The sequence below is a fragment of the Pseudomonas sp. SLBN-26 genome (assembly GCF_006715895.1).
GTDB classification, from domain to species: Bacteria; Pseudomonadota; Gammaproteobacteria; order Pseudomonadales; family Pseudomonadaceae; genus Metapseudomonas; species Metapseudomonas otitidis.
The window spans coordinates 2,240,001-2,256,779 of sequence record NZ_VFOB01000001.1 but is presented as its reverse complement, the minus strand read 5'-3'; the positions used below and the strand labels follow the sequence as shown (position 1 = coordinate 2,256,779).

Below are 16,779 nucleotides of genomic sequence, written 5' to 3'. Positions count from 1 at the left end.
TGTGACGATTCGAATGCCCGGACTATCAGGGTGAAGTCGATCCAGTAGGGTGCGCCATGCGTACCGATGGTTTGATTGGGTGCCTAATTGATCCCAGAGTCGGTGCGCACAGCTCACTTTAGGGTTCAGACTCGGCGCAATGGGCAGCCTTGTGCGCGGCGGAATATCTGCTTGGAGTGACGGCAAGTCCACGTTCTACGAACGTGGTTGTTTACTGCTTTATCAGATTGCAACGAAGACCGCTTCAAGGAGATCCGTAACCGCATCTAACGTCGTGTGGCCCATATCCAGATCCTTCAACGAGATTCCAGATGTGCGAAGTCGTGGTAGGAACTCCCGGAACTGCTCCATGACATTTCCAGGGAGGGTTACACGTAGCTCCGGTGCAATCAGTTGGGAAAGGCGGGCCACATCATTCATGTGCTTTTTCACATTCCTTTCATCCACTTGTTCCCCTGCCTCACGCCTCGCTGATAGATCCAGCCAAGCACTTGCTTTAAGTGGGATTAGGCGATCAGCACCGACCCAACTGATCCCATCAGCTGCGATCTGACCGGTCACCACGAACTGGTAATAATCCCCATCGAGCAGAATGGCGGAGAGGCTTGAGACTCCCTCGTCAATTGGGAGGGGGGTGAGAGACGCTCTTTCTTCCAGTTGAATGCCGTCCTGTGAGCGGCTGAACAACTCCAGCATGAATGGAAATGATGAATCGGCCGGCTTGCTGAATCGGTAGAAAACGGGGGAGCCATCGCTCCGCTCACGTATCTCATAACCGCCAGCGGCCACGAATTCCCAGAAGCGCCGGCCGAATTCGGCATCGAGCGCTTCAACCACGAGTACAAGGTCAAAATCTTTGGTAGCGCGGAATGAGCCACCACCTTGCTCCATTGCTACAGTTGCTGCGACGCCACCGATCAGCACATAGCGGTCGGTGAAGTCCCTGAAGAAGTCCTTGAATGTATCCAGTCCCCTTACCACTTAAACTCCTCCAGCATTTCATCGAGTGCCATTGCTACGCGTTCATCCTTGGAACCCCTCAGGCTCAGATAGAGCGACAGTGGGTCGACTTCGTGATTCTCAAATGACAGTACAGGTCCGTAGCTCCAGACTTGGACTTTGGCAAAGGCCTCGTCACGACTTTGGACTACCTTGATGTCATTGACCCGTAAAGCATCGTTGAAAGTATGCTCTGAGGCAGCAAAGACCGGGGTCTTTGGCTCGGCGAGCATGCTCCGCGAGGCTAGAGCCGATTCTCCCGCTGCAACCCACCCAGACAAAGTGACCTTCTTAATTTCATGAAGGGATAGCCTTGTATCTGGATGGGTTGATTTCAAACTCGGTGCTCCAACCCATTCTTCCTTCATGATCGGGTTCCGTAGGACGCTACGCGCAGCCTCCCATGTCCCCCTTGCATCCCTATAGAACTGGATCAGTCGCTCTCGGCCTCTGGTTACCCTCCGGCCAAGGCGATGCTCTTCGAGCTCCTTAAAGGCGCGGGAAATGGTCATGGCAGAGTAGGGGAGTGGGCCAACAAGACCTGACTGGCTTAGCTCTGAGGTCCACCCATGAAGGATTTGTGCGATTAGGATGGCCTGTGTTGCTGGTGCCAGCGGCTTGCCCTCCGCCCCTGATCGCTTGCGTGGTTTGAAATGTTCGCGCAGGTCCATCCCTAGTCGCGGGAGGAACATCTGATTGCCAGGTACAATGAAACTGACCCCCTGCAGGATCAGCCGCTTCCTCTCTGACGAGTTCAAACCTTCGATCGCAATCACTACTGGCAGCCCTAGGACTTTCTCAGCGACCTCGGCGTGCTTGCGAAGCTCCCCTGTACCTTCGAAGTCATGGTGAACAGTCATGAGCAAGCAGGCCTTATTGAAAAGCTCCATTTTCTTGAACTCGTAACGGCTGCTTAGCAGGAAGGGCAGGGAGCTGGTCTTAGCTTCTTCTAGGCGTGGAGCTTCCCCCAAAGTCTCCTGAAGGTATGTACTCACCGCTGCTGTGGTTTCATCCATCCTGCTATCCTAACATTGCTAAAGAACGATAACGCTTAAAATGTTATCGTGCATGAACGTGTTAGAGTCAAGGTGTAGGTAAGCTCGTAGACAGTCGATTGAGGTTTGAGGCGGAATTGCCTCTGGCTTCCTGACCTCCACCAGTCCGGCATTGGTCGATCTCTACCGCTTCTCAGGAGGAGTTGCAAAGGGCGATACGACGACATGACTGTGGAGGCGGGGGCGGATGGTGAAAGGCCCGGAATTGGCTCAGGGACTTTTGCGGGAAATCGCTGAAAACCGTCAGGTAGCATAGGACATCGATTGCAGCGAGCGCCCTAAATGATTCTAGAAAAATCAGTGAGTTATGAGCTCGACCACTGGCATGGGGTGCAAGGGGTAGAGTATTCGAATCACTCTGTCCCGACCATATTTAGAGAAAGGCCCAAGTCGAAAGACTTGGGCCTTTTTCGTTTGTTTGGTCTGTTATCCCTTTTCCAAGAGAGCTTCGCTGCAGGACTCTTTGCGCTAGTGAGGTCTGCTACCAAAGACAAGTAAGCCTATGCGTGGTAGGCCGTGCCTGTTAATACGGCCGGCCACGACGACTCATGCGTCTTCGCAGTAGTTGGATCTATATGGCCGCCTTTAGCTAAGCCCAGCCGCATCCGCTTGATCGAATATCACCCTCACTGGTTATTGCAAACCCGCTGCACTGCCGTCTTCGCAGCCCGGATATCGAACAGCTCCGGATCGAACGGGCCACCCGCCCACTCCAGTGCCTCCCGACCAGCAGGGCTGGTGGGAGAGTGGATGCTCTGCAAGAACGCCATGTACCCGTGTGGCCCGCCTACGTCCTCCGGCGGACATGCGCCGGCTCCGTCCAGTAGCTCGCACCAGGCCCCCGTAACCTCGCACGGCCGGACAGATTCCACTGCGATCACATGCAGCCATTCATCCCCGAAGTCGTAGATGTACTGCATCCGGTCCCCTGGTTTAAGCGCGCGCCGTACTTTCACTCGGCGATCGTCCGCTGTTCCCGCTTCCGGCAGTCCTATGTCTGGGTCAGGTGGCAGGTAGTGGTCGATGCCATTGGAGAACTCATGCAGATGGCGACTCTCCCAGCCGAATGCTGCCTGGATGAAGTGGTGCAGCCGTCGCAGCGAACAATCCCCCGTTACCGCCAGCCGCCGCCAGACGGGTGGCAGCACCACTAGGGGAGCCAACTGAACATGCAGCACATATATCGATGGAGTCGTTGCCATTCATTCTTCCTGTTGCCCTGGCTTTGAGCAGAAGCAGTTCTTACTTGGTCCGAGGCTCGTCAGTGAGCCGCTCTTGATTGCAGACGAAGGACTGTCGACCAGGTAACGGGCTTAAGCAAGGTTTTCTGGGAAGCAAGGCCTGCACATTCGAATGCGAGGCGAGGGGGATTGATATCGGGCGATGGGGCGACGCGTTGCTAGGGCTGTCGGCGGCGTCCTTCGTGTGGGAACGGGCCCTGTTGGCAACCTGGGGTGCTTTGAGCTGGGTGCTTGTGCTTGAGGAGCATAGGCGGCTGTTTGATGGCTGCTGGTGGGCTGAAGCCCACCCCATGTGCCGTATAGCTCGTCGGACCTTCGGCGGGTCTACTTTCCCTGTTCGCTTGCTATTGACCTCAACTTAGCTTGAGGTTTTATCGTCCTGCCTGTTCTTGCCTGCCACCCAGAGTGCGGCAAGCGTCTTTTGCAACCTACAAGGACCCGGAATGGACACCCAGACTTCATTGATGATCTTCCAAACCACGTGCTTCCTTGGGTTTGCGCTGTGGTTGAGCATTGCCCTGATCAACAACCTGCACGGTTTCGCCAGCTCGGTGAAGGCGGTAGGGGCGACGCTGTCGATGGTGCCCTTGAGGCAGCCGCCGGCGGTCGACACCCCCTTGCTCAGCCGGGCGCTGGTTTCGCCGAAGCTGCATCGCCTAGCGCTGGGGGTGATCGTGGTGCTGCAGGCGGTGGCCGTTCTCGCCGTGTGGGCGGGTTGCTACCTCCTGCTGTTCGGCGGTGGGCTGGAGGCCGCTCGACCCTGGTTGAACCTGGCGCTGAGCGTGGCCCTGGCCTCGCTCTTCGCCATGCTGCTGGGCGGGCTCTGGTTCGCCTACTGGATACGCCAGGAGGGCCTGCAACTGACGCACCTGGTGCTGGTGATCTGGGTGTTGCTGAACTTCCTCGTGCTCAATCTGCGCTGGAGCTGACCTTATGAAGATGATGGTGATAGGCGCCAGCCGGGGCCTGGGTCGTGCGTTGGTGGAGGGGCTGGGCAAGCCGGGGGACCGCATCGTGGGCGTATCGCGCAGTCGGCCGGATCGGCTGGCGGTCGCCGCAGGCGTCGACATCCAGTGGATCGAGGCCGACCTGGCCGAGCCGAAGGTAGCCGTGGCGCATATCGAGGCCCAGGCACCGGCGGAGCTCGATGTGCTCATCTGCAACGTCGGCATCTGGGAGCCGCAGGCCTTCAGCGAGAGGTACGGCTTCCTGAACGATAGCGATGAGACGCTCGCCAGGTTGGTGGAGGTGAACATCACCGCCACGCTGTTGTTGCTCAAGCGCCTGATGCCAAGGCTGCTCGGTTCTACCAGGCCACAGCTGATCCTCACCGGCTCCACCTCCGCCCTGCACCGCAGCGGGCGACCCGAGGTAGCGTTCGGTGCCTCCAAGTTCGCGTTGAACGGGATGGCCGATGCGTTGCGCGAGGGCTTTCGCGACCAGCGGCTGGCAGTGACGGTGCTGCAGTTGGGGTACCTGAACACTGACGACCCACTGGCTGTGCCAATGGAAGAGGCAGCCGCGCGAGGGGAGGGGCAACTAGTGCCTGTGCACGATGTGGTCACCATGGTCAACGCGCTGCTGCGGCTGTCAGCGGCTTCCTTCGTGCGGGAACTGATCTTGCCGGCAATCGAGGACGGACGTTTTTGAGCTGAGTACTGGTGCTGGAGGGGCACGGGCGGATGTTTGATGGCTGCCGGTAGGCTGAAGCCCACCCTACCGGCCAGGTTGTCTTGCTCAGAGCGCTTGCATCCTCATGTTCACCAGAGCCTTGGCGTGCACTGTCACGTCCCCCTGTGGCACGAGCCTCGGCTTGTGTTTGGTGTTGTCTGAGATGAGTTCCAGTTGCTCGCTTCCTGCCAAGAGCAGACGACGTATGAAGGTGTGGTTGGCCCAACTGACGAGGTAGATGCCGTCTCCAATAAAGGCCTTTACGCCGCAATCCACGATAATTGCATCGCCTTCGTTGAGGGTGCCCTCCATGCCCTTGTCCCAGCACGTCACCACAGCAAGTTGGTCAGCGCTGCTGTAAAGAAGGCCCAGCCTGTGCAAGTAGGTTTTGTTCAGAATGACGCTGCGAATGGCTTCTGCATGCTCGGCGGGTAGTTGTGAGTGCTGGATGGTGTGGAAGTCGAAATGGGGAATGCAGAACTCGGCTTCCGCGTCGCACTGGGAAATGGAAGGACGAGCCTGTTTGTCGGCCTGATCGAGTTGGATTTCCAAGCTGTCGGCCACTGCTTGAGCGATGCGCTGCCTGGCCGCGTTATTGAGGCTCTTGCCGGCGTGGAGCTTCAACATTTCAAGCACGAAGGCAGCCGTTCCGTCCTTTCCCTTGTTAGCGGAAGTGGTCGATGCGTAGCGGTGCTTGCCGGCTTCACCGGTCGGATGGCCCTCGCCCATGGCGAGCCATGCAACATCACACTCCAGCGCTTTGGCAAGTGCGAGCAGCCGCTTTCCGCTGGCCTGGTTGCTGCCAGTAGTCCAGTGAGTGACGGAGCTTTTGGTGACGCCTACGAGTTGAGCCAGCTCTACGGCGCTCAAGTGCAGGGCCTGCATGCGCGATCTGACGCGGTCTGAAAAATCCATGGTTGAGGATGCTAAACAGCGCTTGGTTTAGTTTCCTTGTCGTGATTAGTTTATTTTTCTAAACTAGTCGGCTCCAAAAGTTGCAGGTTCTTGCCGGTGGCAAGAACTGTGGAGGCCTCGCATGCACCTCACCGAATGGACCCGCTCCATCACCCACATCCTCGCCCGCCCTGCTGGCGAGCCTCAGCTGCGCGCCCTGGCTGCGTGGCTTGTGGAGGCTGTGCCGGCGGATCATCTGGTGGTGTTCCTGTATGAGGGCAGTGCGGCACCGGTGGCGCTGTTCGACACCTTCACGGAGGCGCAGCGGGCAATCTTCATCAGCGCCTACCGCGCCGGGCCCTATCTGCTGGACCCGCTCTACCTGCACCTGCTGTTCGGCAACCCGGATGGCGTGCAGACGATGCAGGCGCTGGCGCCGGCGAGCCTTCACAGCAACCACTACTACCACGCGCATTACCAGCGGCTGGCGTTGGTCGACGAACTGGCGGTGTCCACCACGCCAGGGGAGGACTGCCGGGCGAGGTTGTCATTGATGCGCAAGTCGGGGCAGCCGGCGTTTTCTGCCGCTGAGCAGTCCCGTGCGCGGGATGCCTGGCCGGTGGTGGACGAGGTGCTGCGAGCGGCCTGGTGCAAGCGGGAAGCTGCCGTCCGTGCGATGCCACTGCTTAACGAACAGGTGCGCGCAGCGCTGGCAGTGTTTGGCGCGGGGCTGCTGTCGGTGCGTGAGGCAGAGATCGCCCGGCTACTGTTGCTGGGACACGTGCCGGCGCTGATCGGCCGGCTGTTGCGCATCAGCCCCAGCACGGTCCGGGTCCATCGCCGCAACCTGTACGAGAAGCTGGGTGTCACCAGCCAGGTGCAGCTGCTGGGGCTGTTCCTCCACGGGCTGATGGAGGAGGGGGCGGCTCCCGTTATCCGGCGCTGCAGCCCCGACACCTAGGCAGCGCCTGGTGCGCCATTGCACCGGGTTCGACAGCTCCAACTGTTCTTTCCATTCCCGCTTTGCATGGGGCGACGCCTTGCTGTGCGCCTCTGGTGGCCCTTGCGCGAAACGCGGGGTGGCCTGCCGAGGCAAGGCCTACAGCGGTGCCCGAAGCCGGCTACCGTCCGAGTCGTACCGCCCCGCGCACGTGCGTTGTTAGGGTGGCCCCTGCCGTGCCCGGCTCGCCCGGTGCCAGGCGTGCATCGACAAGAAGAACCGGCCTCAGGGGCACTGGGGCACGTGTCAGGGAGTGTTGCCATGCGAAGGTCCGTGCGGATTGCCGACATCATCGACGACAGCCCCATCTCCGGCTTGCAGGTACGGGTACTGGTGTTCTGCTTTCTCATCGTGCTGCTGGATGGATTCGATACGGCGGTGATCGGCTACGTGGCGCCGGAGTTGATCGGCGATTGGGGGCTCGTTCGCGAGCAGCTGGCACCGGCTTTTGGTGCGGGCCTGTTCGGGATGCTGGTGGGGGCCGTGTGCTGTGGTCCGCTGGCGGATCGCTTCGGGCGCAAGCGTGTGCTGCTGGGCGGCATCCTGGTGTTCGCCCTGGGTACGCTGGCGGCAGCGTTCTCCACCGGGTTGGGGATGCTGGTGGTACTGCGCTTCGTTACCGGCATCGGGCTCGGTGGGGTGTTGCCCAACTGCATCACGCTGTCATCGGAGTACGCGCCACAGCGGCGCCGGGTGCTGCTGGCGACGCTGAGCTATTCAGGCTTCATCCTCGGCTTGGCACTGGGTGGCAGCGTTGCGGCCTGGCTGATGCCGGTGCTGGGGTGGAAAGGAATGCTGGCCCTGGGAGGGCTGGCGCCGTTGGTGCTGGTGCCGGCGTTGCTGCGTTGGCTACCGGAGTCGCTGTACTTCCTGGTGGGGCGGCCGGAGCAGCAGGCGACGCTGCTGCAGGTGGTCAAGGCCATCGGCGGTGAGCGCGACTGGAGCATGGTGCGCCTGGTAGGAGATCTGCCCGAGCAGCCGCGCTCGCCGGTCTCCATCTTGTTCGAGGAGGGCCAGGCGCTGCGCACATTGATGCTGTGGCTGACCTTCTTCTGTGGCTTGTTCGTGTTCTACCTGTTGACCAACTGGCTTCCCACCATCCTGCGCTCCAGCGGCTACGGACCGAGCGAGTCGGCTCACGTGGCGTCGATGATTCCCATGGGCGGGGTGCTGGGCAGCGTCGTCATGGCACTGCTGCTTGACCGGGTAAGACCACGCTGGGTGCTGCCGCTGCAGGCAGCGTTCTCGGCCGTGGCGCTGGGACTGATCGGCACCCAACTGGGCAGCGCGACGCAATTGATGGCGATGGTGTTCATCGCCGGCTTCGGGCTCAGCGGGCTGCTGGCCAACCTGAGCATCGTCGCCGCCACCCTGTACCCGGTCAGCGCGCGGGCGACGGGGGTGATGGGCTGGCGTCACGTGGCCGCAGTGGCAATGGCACGGCCTTGATGTGTTGCACTTCGCTGCTTGGCACGGTGGCGAGAGGGCCGGCGGGGTAGCGTCGCCAGAGGTGCAGGTCTGGCGTGGCATATGTGCAGCGGTTTGTGTGCCGCCCTGGATGGGCTGCATTGACGAGGGAGAACCATGGGTACGGGAATGCTCTACATCGATGGCCGCTGGCTGGCTCCGGCCGCCTGTCGCCGTTTCACCAGCGTGGACCCGGCCACGGAGGCCCCTATCCAGACGCTGGTGATGGCCGGCCTGCGAGAGGTGGACCAGGCCGTATGCGCCGCGCGGCGGGCCTTCGATAGCCACTGGCGCTTCACCAGCGGGCGCGAGCGTGGCGCATTGCTGGACGGCATTGCCGACGACCTGGCCGTCCGTGCCGAGGCCCTGGCCCTGTTGGAGGTGCAGGACCACGGCAAGCCCTACCCGGATGCTCTGCAGGACGTGGCCGATGCCGCCGCCTGTTTCCGCTATTACGCGGGCCTGGCGCGAGCGCTGGATGAGCGCCAGGGCTTGGCGCTGGAGATCGACGACCCACGTTTCGAGTGCCGCGTGATGCACGAACCGGTAGGCGTCGCGGCGCTGTTCACACCCTTCACCTTCCCGTTGCTGACAGCGGCCTGGTGCGTGGCACCGGCATTGGCGGCAGGGGCCACCTGCGTCATCAAGCCATCCTCGCTGACGCCGCTCTCCACCCTGGAGCTGGCGCGTTCAGCCGATATGGCCGGGCTGCCTTCCGGCGTGCTCAACGTGCTGCTGGGCTATGGCGCGGAGCTGGGGCCCGCGCTGGTGCAGCACCCGGAGGTGGACAAGGTGACCTTCGCCGGCAGCCTGGCCAACGGCACCCAGGTGATGGCCAGTGCCGCGCCGGACATCAAGCCGGTGAGCCTGGAGCTGGGCGGCAAGTCCTCGCTCATCGTGTTCGACGACGCTGACATCGAGACGGCCGTGGAGTGGGCTCTGTACGGCGCGTTCTGGAACCAGGGACAGACCAGCAGCGCACTGTCGCGGCTGCTGGTGCAGGAGGCGCTGTTCGAGCCGCTGCTGGAATGCCTGGTGGCTCGCACCCAGGCCCTGCGTGTGGGGTCGGGGATGGAGCCGGGCGTGCAGCTCGGGCCGTTGGCGGGGCTTCGTCATCTGCACCGGATGATCAGCCTCATTGCCCAGGGCCAGCAGGACGCTCGCCTGCTCTGCGGGGGCCTGCGGCCCTCGCTCCTGGGGCGGGGCTATTTCATCCAGCCGGCGGTGTTCGCCGAGCCCGACGTGGTCAGCCCGCTGTGGCGGCACGAGTGCCTGGGCCCGGTGCTGAGCGTGAAGCGCTTCCGCAACGAGGAAGAGGCGCTGGCCCTGGCTAACGACACCATCTACGGGCTGGCGGCAGCGGTCGTCACGGGTGACCCCGCCCGCGCGGACTGGATGAGCCAGCGGCTGCGGGCCGGGGTGGTCTGGCTCAACTGCGCCCATGCCGGCTTCATCCAGGCGCCCTGGGGCGGCAACCGGCTCAGCGGCAATGGCCGCCAGCGTGGCCCCTGGGGCCTGCAGAACTACCTGGCGCCCAAGCAGGTGACCCGTTTCGTGGGGGCGCAGCCCTGGAGTTGGCGCCAGCCCTAGGCCGGTCGGGAGCCGGCGCGCCCTGCGTACACGGAGTCGCCAATGGCGGCCTGGGTGTGTAGCGATCACAACAACAAGAGAGGCGACGCAAATGGAGCACTCCACCCTGCGCCGTGGCCTGACCGCCCGGCACATCCGTTTCATGGCACTGGGTTCGGCTATCGGCACCGGCCTGTTCTACGGCTCGGCCGCCGCCATCCAGCGCGCCGGTCCATCGGTGCTGCTGGCCTATCTCATCGCCGGGGCGGCCATCTACCTGATGATGCGCGCCCTGGGCGAAATGGCGGCGCTGCACTTTCCGGTGCCGTTCTGGCCCTGGGGCCAGTACCTGGCGATCGCCTTCATGCTGTTCAGCTTCGCCGTGATGGCGAGCTTCCCCGACACCCGCACCGCCTTCGGCATCGGCGCCGCCTGGCTCGTGCTGCTCAGCCCCGCCTACGGTTTGTGGGTGCGGCCGGGCAGGGACGTGCCGGGCGAACCCGAGCCTTCCTGAACGGATCAATGCAAAGGAGAACGCCATGAGCCGACACGCCTACGAATTCGAACTGCCTGCCGAACTGATCGAGGATTTCCAGCGCGACGGTGCGGTCTGCATCCGCCAGTTGTTCACCCCGGACGAGGTGGCGCTGCTGGAGCTGGGCATCGAACACAACCTCGCCAACCCCAGTGCACGGGCCAAGGTGGCCAGCCGACCTGACGACCCCGGTTGGTTCTTCGAGGACTTCTGCAACTGGCGGGAATTCGATGCCTACCGCCAGTTCATCTTCGAGAGCCGCGTGGGCTCGGTCGTCGCGCAGTTGATGGACAGTTCCACGGCCCGGCTCTACCACGACCACCTGCTGGTGAAGGAGCCCAACACCCGCCAGCGCACTCCCTGGCACCAAGACCAGCCCTACTACAACGTCGAAGGCCGGCAGAACTGCAGCATGTGGATGCCGGTGGACCCGGTGGCGCGGGCCTCCACCCTGGAGTTCATCGCCGGCTCCCACCTGGGCCCCTGGCTGATGCCGCGTACCTTCCTCGACAACCAGGCCCGCTGGTTCCCCGAGGGCAGCCTGGCGGACCTGCCGGACATCGAGGCCGATCGCAGCCGCTGGCCCATCATCGGCTGGGCCCTGGAGCCGGGCGATGCGGTGTTCTTCCACATGCTCACCCTGCACGCCTCCGGCGGCGTCGACGGTCCGCATCGGCGCCGCGCCTTCTCCCTGCGCTTTCTCGGCGAAGACATGGTCCATGCCCCCCGGCCCTGGAAAACCTCCCCGGAGTTCCCCGGCCTCGCCGACGAACTACCGCCCGGCGCGCCGATGGTGCACCGGTTGTTTCCGTTGGTGTGGCCGAGGGGGGGAGGGGGGATTGAGGCGAGTTATGAGGCCGACGCGTGACGCTCTACTGGGACAGTGGTGATGTCCAGCGGGGAACGACGCATCTGGAGATCGGCCCGTTTTCAAGAGCCTCTGCTGGTGAGAGGTATCCCGATATCCAGCAGGGAGGTGCTGGAAGACCTTAGAGGTGCCACTCGAGACTGAAGCGGCGTGTAACGAGTAATGGGAGGCGGGCCCTTGGGGCCCGTTTCCATTTTCAGCTGACCAGTCCGATGGTGGCGTCTGGCCTGAATAAAAAACGCGGACACCCAGGACGGGGCCGCGTCACGCTAAGGGGTCAGAACTGCTCGGCGGTGATGTCGTAGAGGGTGCGGCTGCCGGCGAGGATGCTGGCTTCGAGGCTGAGGGTGCGGGGCAGCAGGCGTTCGAAGTAGAAGGCGGCGGTGGCCTGCTTGGCGCTGTAGAAGGCTGGGTCCTGGGGTTGGCGTTCGCTGGCGATGCGGCCCATGCGGGACCAGAGCCAGGCATAGGCGACGTAGCCGAACAGGTGCAGGTAGTCGACGGAGGCGGCGCCGATGGCGTTGGGGTCGCTGGCGGCCTGCTCCAGCACGCGGGTGGTGGTGCGCTCCAGGCGGTCGACGGCGTCGAGCAGGGCGGCGCGGTGGGGGACGTCTTCCGCGGCGTAGCGGCGAATCTCGGCGGTGAAGCGGCGCAGGCTGGTGCCGCCGTTGGCGACGACCTTGCGGCCGAGCAGGTCGAGGGCCTGGATGCCGTTGGTGCCCTCGTAGATCTGGGCGATGCGGACGTCGCGGACCAGTTGCTCCTGGCCCCATTCGCGGATGTAGCCGTGGCCGCCGAATACCTGCTGGCCGTAGACGGTGCTTTCCAGGCCGGTGTCGGTGAAGAAGGCCTTGGCGACGGGGGTGAGCAGGGCGACCAGGGCTTCGGCCGCTTGGCGTTCGTCGGCGTCGTCACTGAACTTGGCGAGGTCGAGTTGCTGGCCGACGTAGCAGGCGAAGGCGCGGCCGCCTTCGGTGAGGGCTTTCATGGTGAGCAGCATGCGGCGCACGTCGGGGTGGACGAGGATAGGGTCGGCCACCTTGTGCTGGGCCTGGGGGCCGGTGGGGGCGCGGCTCTGCAGGCGCTCGCGGGCGTAGGCGACGGCGCTCTGGTAGGAGGCGTCGGCGCAACCGATGCCCTGGATGCCGATGGAGAGGCGCTCGTAATTCATCATGGTGAACATGGCGGCGAGGCCTTTGTTGGCGTCGCCGATGAGGTAGCCGGTGGCGCCGTCGAAGTTCATCACGCAGGTGGCGGAGGCCTTGATGCCCATCTTGTGTTCGATGGAGCCGCAGGAGAGTGCGTTGGGCTGGCCGAGGCTGCCGTCTGCGTTGACCAGGACCTTGGGTACGAGGAACAGGGAGATGCCCTTGGGGCCGGCGGGGGCGTCGGGGAGCTTGGCGAGGACGAGGTGGATGATGTTCTCGGTTAGGTCCTGCTCGCCGCCGGTGATGAAGATCTTGGTGCCGGTGATGCGGTAGCTGCCATCCGCCTGGGGTTCGGCCCTGGTGCGGATGATGCCGAGGTCGGTGCCGGCGTGTGGCTCGGTGAGGCACATGGAGCCGGCCCAGGTGCCGGCGTACAGGTTGGGCAGGTAGGCCTGCTTGAGTTCGGCGCTGGCGTGGGCGTCGATGGCGAGGCAGGCGCCGGCGCTGAGGGCGGAGTAGAGGGCGAAGCTGGAGTTGGCGGCGTAGAGCATTTCCTCGAACTGCACGGCGAGCATCTTGGGCATGCCCATGCCGCCGTACTGCGGGTTGCCGGAGAGGCCGACCCAGCCTCCTTCTATATAGGTGGCGTAGGCGGCCTTGAAGCCGGCTGGGGTGATGACCCGGCCGTCGACCCACTGTGCGCCTTCTTCGTCGCCGCTGCGGTTGAGCGGTGCGATCAGGCCGCCGGTGACTTTGGCGGCCTCTTCGAGGATGGCATCGGCGGTATCGGCATCCACGGTTTCGGCCAGGGCCGGCAGGCGGGCCCAGAGGCGCGGGGCTTCGAACAGTTCATGCAGGACGAAGCGCAGGTCGCGCAGGGGGGCGTTGTACTCGGGCATCGGTGTTCTCTCGGCGTGACGGGGCCGCCCGTGTGGGCGGCCTCTCTCGGGGTTCGCGGGGTTTGGCTCAGAGGGCCTTGGCCATGTCGCGCAGGACGTATTTCTGGATCTTGCCGGTGGAGGTTTTCGGCAGGGCGGTGAAGACCACGGTGCGCGGGACCTTGAAGCCGGCGAGGTGGTCGCGGCAGAAGGCGATGATGTCGCTCTCGCGGACGGACTGGTGGTCGGCCTTGAGGGTGACGAAGGCGCAGGGGGTTTCGCCCCACTTCTCGTCCGGGCGGGCGACCACGGCGGCTTCCAGTACGGCGGGGTGGCGGTAGAGGACGCCTTCCAGTTCGATGGTGGAGATGTTCTCGCCGCCGGAGATGATGATGTCCTTGAGGCGGTCCTTGATCTCGACGTAGCCGTCGGGGTGCCAGACGCCGAGGTCGCCGGTGTGGAACCAGCCGCCGCTGAAGGCTTCGGTGGTGGCGGTGGGGTTCTTCAGGTAGCCCTTCATGACGGTGTTGCCGCGCAGGAAAATCTCGCCGATGGTCTCGCCGTCGCGCGGGGTCGGTTCGAGGGTCTTGGGGTCGGCGACCATGACGCCTTCGAGGGTGGGGTAGCGCACGCCCTGGCGGGCCTTGATGCGGGCACGTTCCTCGAGGGGCAGTTCGTCCCATTCGCCGTGCCAGGCGCAGACGGTGACCGGGCCATAGACCTCGGTAAGGCCATAGACATGGGTGACGCGGATGCCCATCTCCTCGACGGCGCCGATGACCTTGGCCGGCGGGGCGGCGCCGGCGACCATGGCGTGGACCGGGTGGTCGATGGCGGCCTTGGCTTCCGGCGGCATGTTCACCAGGGCGTTGAGGACGATGGGGGCGCCGCACAGGTGGGTGACCTGCTCGTCGCGGATGAGGGTGAGGATGCGTTGCGGGTCGACCCGACGCAGGAAGACGTGGACGCCGGCGAGTGCGGTGATGGTCCAGGGGTAGCACCAGCCGTTGCAGTGGAACATCGGCAGGGTCCAGAGGTAGACGGGGTGGTGGCCGAGGCCCCAGGTCATCTGGTTTCCGAGGGCGTTGAGGAACGCGCCGCGGTGGTGGTAGACGACGCCCTTGGGGTTGCCGGTGGTGCCGGAGGTGTAGTTGAGGGAGATGGCTTGCCATTCATCTTCCGGCCATTGCCAGGCGAACTCGGGGTCGCCTTCGGCCAGCAGTGCTTCGTAGTCCAGTTCGCTGATGGCCTGGCCTTCGCCGTATTCGGGGTCGTTGACGTCCACCAGCAGGGGCGGGTGGTCGAGCATGCCGACGGCGGCGTGGATGACGTCGAAGAATTCGCGGTCGGTGATCAGGACCTTGGCTTCGCCGTGCTGCAGCATGAAGGCGATGGCTTCGGCGTCGAGGCGTACGTTGAGGGTGTTGAGGACGGCGCCGATCATGGGGACGCCGAAATGCGCTTCCAGCATCTGCGGGATGTTGGGCAGCATCACGGCGACGGTGTCGCCCTTGCCGATGCCGCGCCCGGCCAGCGCCGAGGCCAATCGGCGGCAGCGGGCGTAGGTCTCTGCCCAGTTGCGGCGGATGGCGCCATGGACGACGGCGGGGTAGTGGGGGTAGATGCTGGCGGTCCGCTCGATGAAGCTCAGCGGGCTGAGGGCGATATGGTTCACGGCAGCAGGGGCGAGGCCCTGTTCATAGATCGACATGCGGATTACCCGGTGGCTGATTGTTAGCTCTTGTGCCCCGGCCGTGTCGTTTTTGACCTGGGTCGGGGATCGTTCGGGGTCATTTATATATCGTTTGCTATTGGGTATGGAATTAATACCTGAGTAGTATCGTATATCTACTATATTGTTTCGTTTTATACCTAAGGCGTAGAGGCCAAGGCTTCGAGCGCTGCTAGGCTGTCGCCGCTTTTGCCCTGGAGCCTGCCGTCCCATGAGCCGTAATCCTGTCCGTCTGCACACCTGGCTGCGCCTGCAACGCGAGGGCGTGGCGGTGTCTGCGCGGGCGGACGCGTTGTGCCGGGCGCTGCGAGGCTACCCGGAGGTGCGCCAGGCTTATTACCTGGTGTGGCAGGCGGGGGCGGGGATCTACACCCACGAGGGGAGCGGGCAGCACTTGCCGCCAGGGCAAGGGGACCCGCTGGGGGCGAGCGATGAGCATCTGTTCGAGCAAGTGGCAGAGCTGGGGCGCCTGAGCCTTTCGGCTGTACGCACTGTGGATTGCTGGCTGGCGGGGCGCCTGCGACGTGCCGGGATCAGCCATGGCCAAGTATTCGACCTGGCGCTGGAGGCCGATCAGCCGGGCCTGCTGCTGGTGGAGGTACAGCCGGGGGTGGGGCTGGAGTGGCTGGGGGCGTTGGAGGAACTGCTGTCGACGGTGCTGGCGCAGTCGGCAGGCCTGATGCGGGCTTCGCCATTGCTGGGGCACGATCCTCAGCCGAGCCTGCTGCTGGACGAGGCGGGGGTTCCGCTGGAGCTGAACGCGGCGCTGCTGGCCTTGCTGGCGGAGCAGCCGCCGGGTGCGGTGCTGCGCTTCCTGCCGGTCAATCATGTGGCGCTGGTGCGGGCCTGCCTGGCGCAGTGCCGGGCTATCGAGGAGGTGGAGGCGCAGTGTGATGGGCGCATCCTGCTCTGGGCCTTCGTGCCCGACCCCGAGAACCAGCGGGTATTAGGACGCTGCCGTGATGCGACCCGACCGCTTCTGGCCGAGCGTGAGGCGGCGCAGGCGCGGCGCTTGTATCGGCTGATCACGGAGAACACCACGGATCTGATTTCCCGGCACACGCCGGAGGGGCGCTTCCTCGACGCGTCGCCGGCGTCCTGGACGCTGCTGGGCTTCTGGCCTGAGGAGTTGCGCGGGGTGTTGGCGCAGGGGCTGTTCCATGCGCAGGACCTGATGCCGCTGATCCAGCGTGCACGGGATGCGCTGGAGACCGATGGCTACCACACCATGACCTACCGCATCCGTCACCGCGCGGGACATTACCTGTGGTTCGAGACGGCGTGCAGGGCGATTCGTGAGACCTATACAGGGGCGGTGGTGGAGGTGGTGAGCGTCTCACGGGATATCACGGCTCGGGTACAGGCCGAGGAGCACAAGCGGCGCCTGGCGGAGGTGGTGGAGGCCAATACCGATCCGGTGCTGTTCTTCGATGCGCTGGGGCAGGTCACGGACCTCAATCCGGCTGCCCGTCGTGCGCTGGGGTTGGAGGAAGGGCTGGCGTTGCCGTCGCTGGCGGCGTTGTTCTCGACAGACGACCTGGCGCGGTTGCAGGCGGGGCAGGTACAGGCCGAGCGCGTGGGGGTGTGGAGCGCCGATGCGCGTCTGTGTGCGCTGGATGGCAGTGGGTCGTTGCCGGTCTCGCTGGTGCTGTTGGCGCATCGGGCGGCCGGGAGCGAGCGTTATTACTCGTTGGTGGCGCGGGACATGAGCGAACGGGAGCT

13 protein-coding genes and 1 pseudogene (1 of these 14 cut by a window edge) are annotated in these 16,779 nt (G+C 64.0%); 8 read left to right on the top strand and 6 right to left on the bottom strand.

Annotation, left to right across the window (positions count from 1 at the left end; all coding sequences use genetic code 11):
• Positions 1-222: 222 nt before the first annotated feature.
• The 3 genes from FBY21_RS10335 to FBY21_RS10325 all read right to left on the bottom strand — a co-directional run bounded on the left by FBY21_RS10335 (position 223) and on the right by FBY21_RS10325 (position 3,256).
• Positions 223-981: a hypothetical protein gene (locus tag FBY21_RS10335; RefSeq protein ID WP_142010830.1), complete on the bottom strand. Its 759-nt coding sequence runs from the start codon at positions 979-981 to the stop codon at positions 223-225.
• On the bottom strand, positions 975-2,015 hold the full coding sequence (locus FBY21_RS10330; protein WP_142010828.1) for a hypothetical protein: 1,041 nt from the start codon (positions 2,013-2,015) through the stop codon (positions 975-977). The genes FBY21_RS10335 and FBY21_RS10330 overlap by 7 nt, the downstream gene beginning before the upstream one ends.
• 665 nt (positions 2,016-2,680) lie before the next feature.
• Positions 2,681-3,256: a plasmid pRiA4b ORF-3 family protein gene (locus tag FBY21_RS10325; RefSeq protein WP_142010826.1), complete on the bottom strand. Its 576-nt coding sequence runs from the start codon at positions 3,254-3,256 to the stop codon at positions 2,681-2,683.
• Positions 3,257-3,738: 482 nt separating this feature from the next.
• On the opposite strand from FBY21_RS10325, the gene FBY21_RS10320 reads away from it, so the two are divergent.
• Both FBY21_RS10320 and FBY21_RS10315 read left to right on the top strand, forming a co-directional pair.
• On the top strand, positions 3,739-4,224 hold the full coding sequence (locus tag FBY21_RS10320; protein ID WP_142010824.1) for a DUF2165 family protein: 486 nt from the start codon (positions 3,739-3,741) through the stop codon (positions 4,222-4,224).
• Between the two features lie 4 nt (positions 4,225-4,228).
• Positions 4,229-4,945 (top strand): SDR family NAD(P)-dependent oxidoreductase, encoded by a 717-nt coding sequence (locus FBY21_RS10315; RefSeq protein ID WP_142010821.1) that lies wholly within the window; start codon positions 4,229-4,231, stop codon positions 4,943-4,945.
• 87 nt (positions 4,946-5,032) lie between these two features.
• Here the strand turns inward: FBY21_RS10315 and FBY21_RS10310 are convergent, their stop codons facing one another.
• Positions 5,033-5,881, bottom strand: coding sequence for a S24 family peptidase (locus FBY21_RS10310; RefSeq protein ID WP_142010819.1), 849 nt, complete (start codon positions 5,879-5,881; stop codon positions 5,033-5,035).
• A gap of 121 nt (positions 5,882-6,002) precedes the next feature.
• Between FBY21_RS10310 and FBY21_RS10305 the strand changes: the two genes are divergently transcribed.
• From FBY21_RS10305 to FBY21_RS10285, 5 genes and pseudogenes are all read left to right on the top strand, one after another.
• The gene (locus FBY21_RS10305; RefSeq protein WP_142010816.1) at positions 6,003-6,821 is read left to right on the top strand and encodes a helix-turn-helix transcriptional regulator; all 819 of its coding nucleotides are present in this window, start codon (positions 6,003-6,005) and stop codon (positions 6,819-6,821) included.
• A 300-nt stretch (positions 6,822-7,121) separates the two neighbouring features.
• Positions 7,122-8,309: an MFS transporter gene (locus tag FBY21_RS10300; protein WP_142010814.1), complete on the top strand. Its 1,188-nt coding sequence runs from the start codon at positions 7,122-7,124 to the stop codon at positions 8,307-8,309.
• A gap of 135 nt (positions 8,310-8,444) precedes the next feature.
• The gene (locus FBY21_RS10295; protein ID WP_253543706.1) at positions 8,445-9,917 is read left to right on the top strand and encodes an aldehyde dehydrogenase family protein; all 1,473 of its coding nucleotides are present in this window, start codon (positions 8,445-8,447) and stop codon (positions 9,915-9,917) included.
• A gap of 91 nt (positions 9,918-10,008) precedes the next feature.
• Positions 10,009-10,221, top strand: a pseudogene (gene proY / locus FBY21_RS10290) (proline-specific permease ProY); the annotation flags it as partial.
• A 214-nt stretch (positions 10,222-10,435) separates the two neighbouring features.
• The gene (locus FBY21_RS10285) at positions 10,436-11,299 is read left to right on the top strand and encodes a phytanoyl-CoA dioxygenase family protein (RefSeq protein WP_142010812.1); all 864 of its coding nucleotides are present in this window, start codon (positions 10,436-10,438) and stop codon (positions 11,297-11,299) included.
• Positions 11,300-11,576: 277 nt separating this feature from the next.
• Here FBY21_RS10285 and FBY21_RS10280 read toward each other — a convergent pair whose 3' ends face one another.
• Both FBY21_RS10280 and FBY21_RS10275 read right to left on the bottom strand, forming a co-directional pair.
• Positions 11,577-13,346: an acyl-CoA dehydrogenase C-terminal domain-containing protein gene (locus tag FBY21_RS10280; RefSeq protein WP_142010810.1), complete on the bottom strand. Its 1,770-nt coding sequence runs from the start codon at positions 13,344-13,346 to the stop codon at positions 11,577-11,579.
• Positions 13,347-13,413: 67 nt separating this feature from the next.
• Positions 13,414-15,036, bottom strand: coding sequence for an acyl-CoA synthetase (locus tag FBY21_RS10275; RefSeq protein WP_142010808.1), 1,623 nt, complete (start codon positions 15,034-15,036; stop codon positions 13,414-13,416).
• A 232-nt stretch (positions 15,037-15,268) separates the two neighbouring features.
• Between FBY21_RS10275 and FBY21_RS10270 the strand changes: the two genes are divergently transcribed.
• On the top strand, positions 15,269-16,779 hold the 5' portion of the coding sequence (locus tag FBY21_RS10270) for a PAS domain S-box protein (protein WP_142010805.1). Its footprint extends 742 nt past the window's final position; 1,511 of the gene's 2,253 nt are visible here — the first part of the coding sequence; it begins with the start codon at positions 15,269-15,271; the stop codon falls past the right edge of the window.

Bases quoted from the DNA above. Each gene is read 5' to 3' on its own strand.
- FBY21_RS10330 (WP_142010828.1), bottom strand. From the start codon at position 2,015: ATGGATGAAACCACAGCAGCGGTGAGTACATACCTTCAGGAGACTTTG.
- FBY21_RS10325 (WP_142010826.1), bottom strand. From the start codon at position 3,256: ATGGCAACGACTCCATCGATATATGTGCTGCATGTTCAGTTGGCTCCC.
- FBY21_RS10320 (WP_142010824.1), top strand. From the start codon at position 3,739: ATGGACACCCAGACTTCATTGATGATCTTCCAAACCACGTGCTTCCTT.
- FBY21_RS10315 (WP_142010821.1), top strand. From the start codon at position 4,229: ATGAAGATGATGGTGATAGGCGCCAGCCGGGGCCTGGGTCGTGCGTTG.
- FBY21_RS10310 (WP_142010819.1), bottom strand. From the start codon at position 5,881: ATGGATTTTTCAGACCGCGTCAGATCGCGCATGCAGGCCCTGCACTTG.
- FBY21_RS10305 (WP_142010816.1), top strand. From the start codon at position 6,003: ATGCACCTCACCGAATGGACCCGCTCCATCACCCACATCCTCGCCCGC.
- FBY21_RS10300 (WP_142010814.1), top strand. From the start codon at position 7,122: ATGCGAAGGTCCGTGCGGATTGCCGACATCATCGACGACAGCCCCATC.
- FBY21_RS10295 (WP_253543706.1), top strand. From the start codon at position 8,445: ATGGGTACGGGAATGCTCTACATCGATGGCCGCTGGCTGGCTCCGGCC.
- FBY21_RS10285 (WP_142010812.1), top strand. From the start codon at position 10,436: ATGAGCCGACACGCCTACGAATTCGAACTGCCTGCCGAACTGATCGAG.
- FBY21_RS10280 (WP_142010810.1), bottom strand. From the start codon at position 13,346: ATGCCCGAGTACAACGCCCCCCTGCGCGACCTGCGCTTCGTCCTGCAT.
- FBY21_RS10275 (WP_142010808.1), bottom strand. From the start codon at position 15,036: ATGTCGATCTATGAACAGGGCCTCGCCCCTGCTGCCGTGAACCATATC.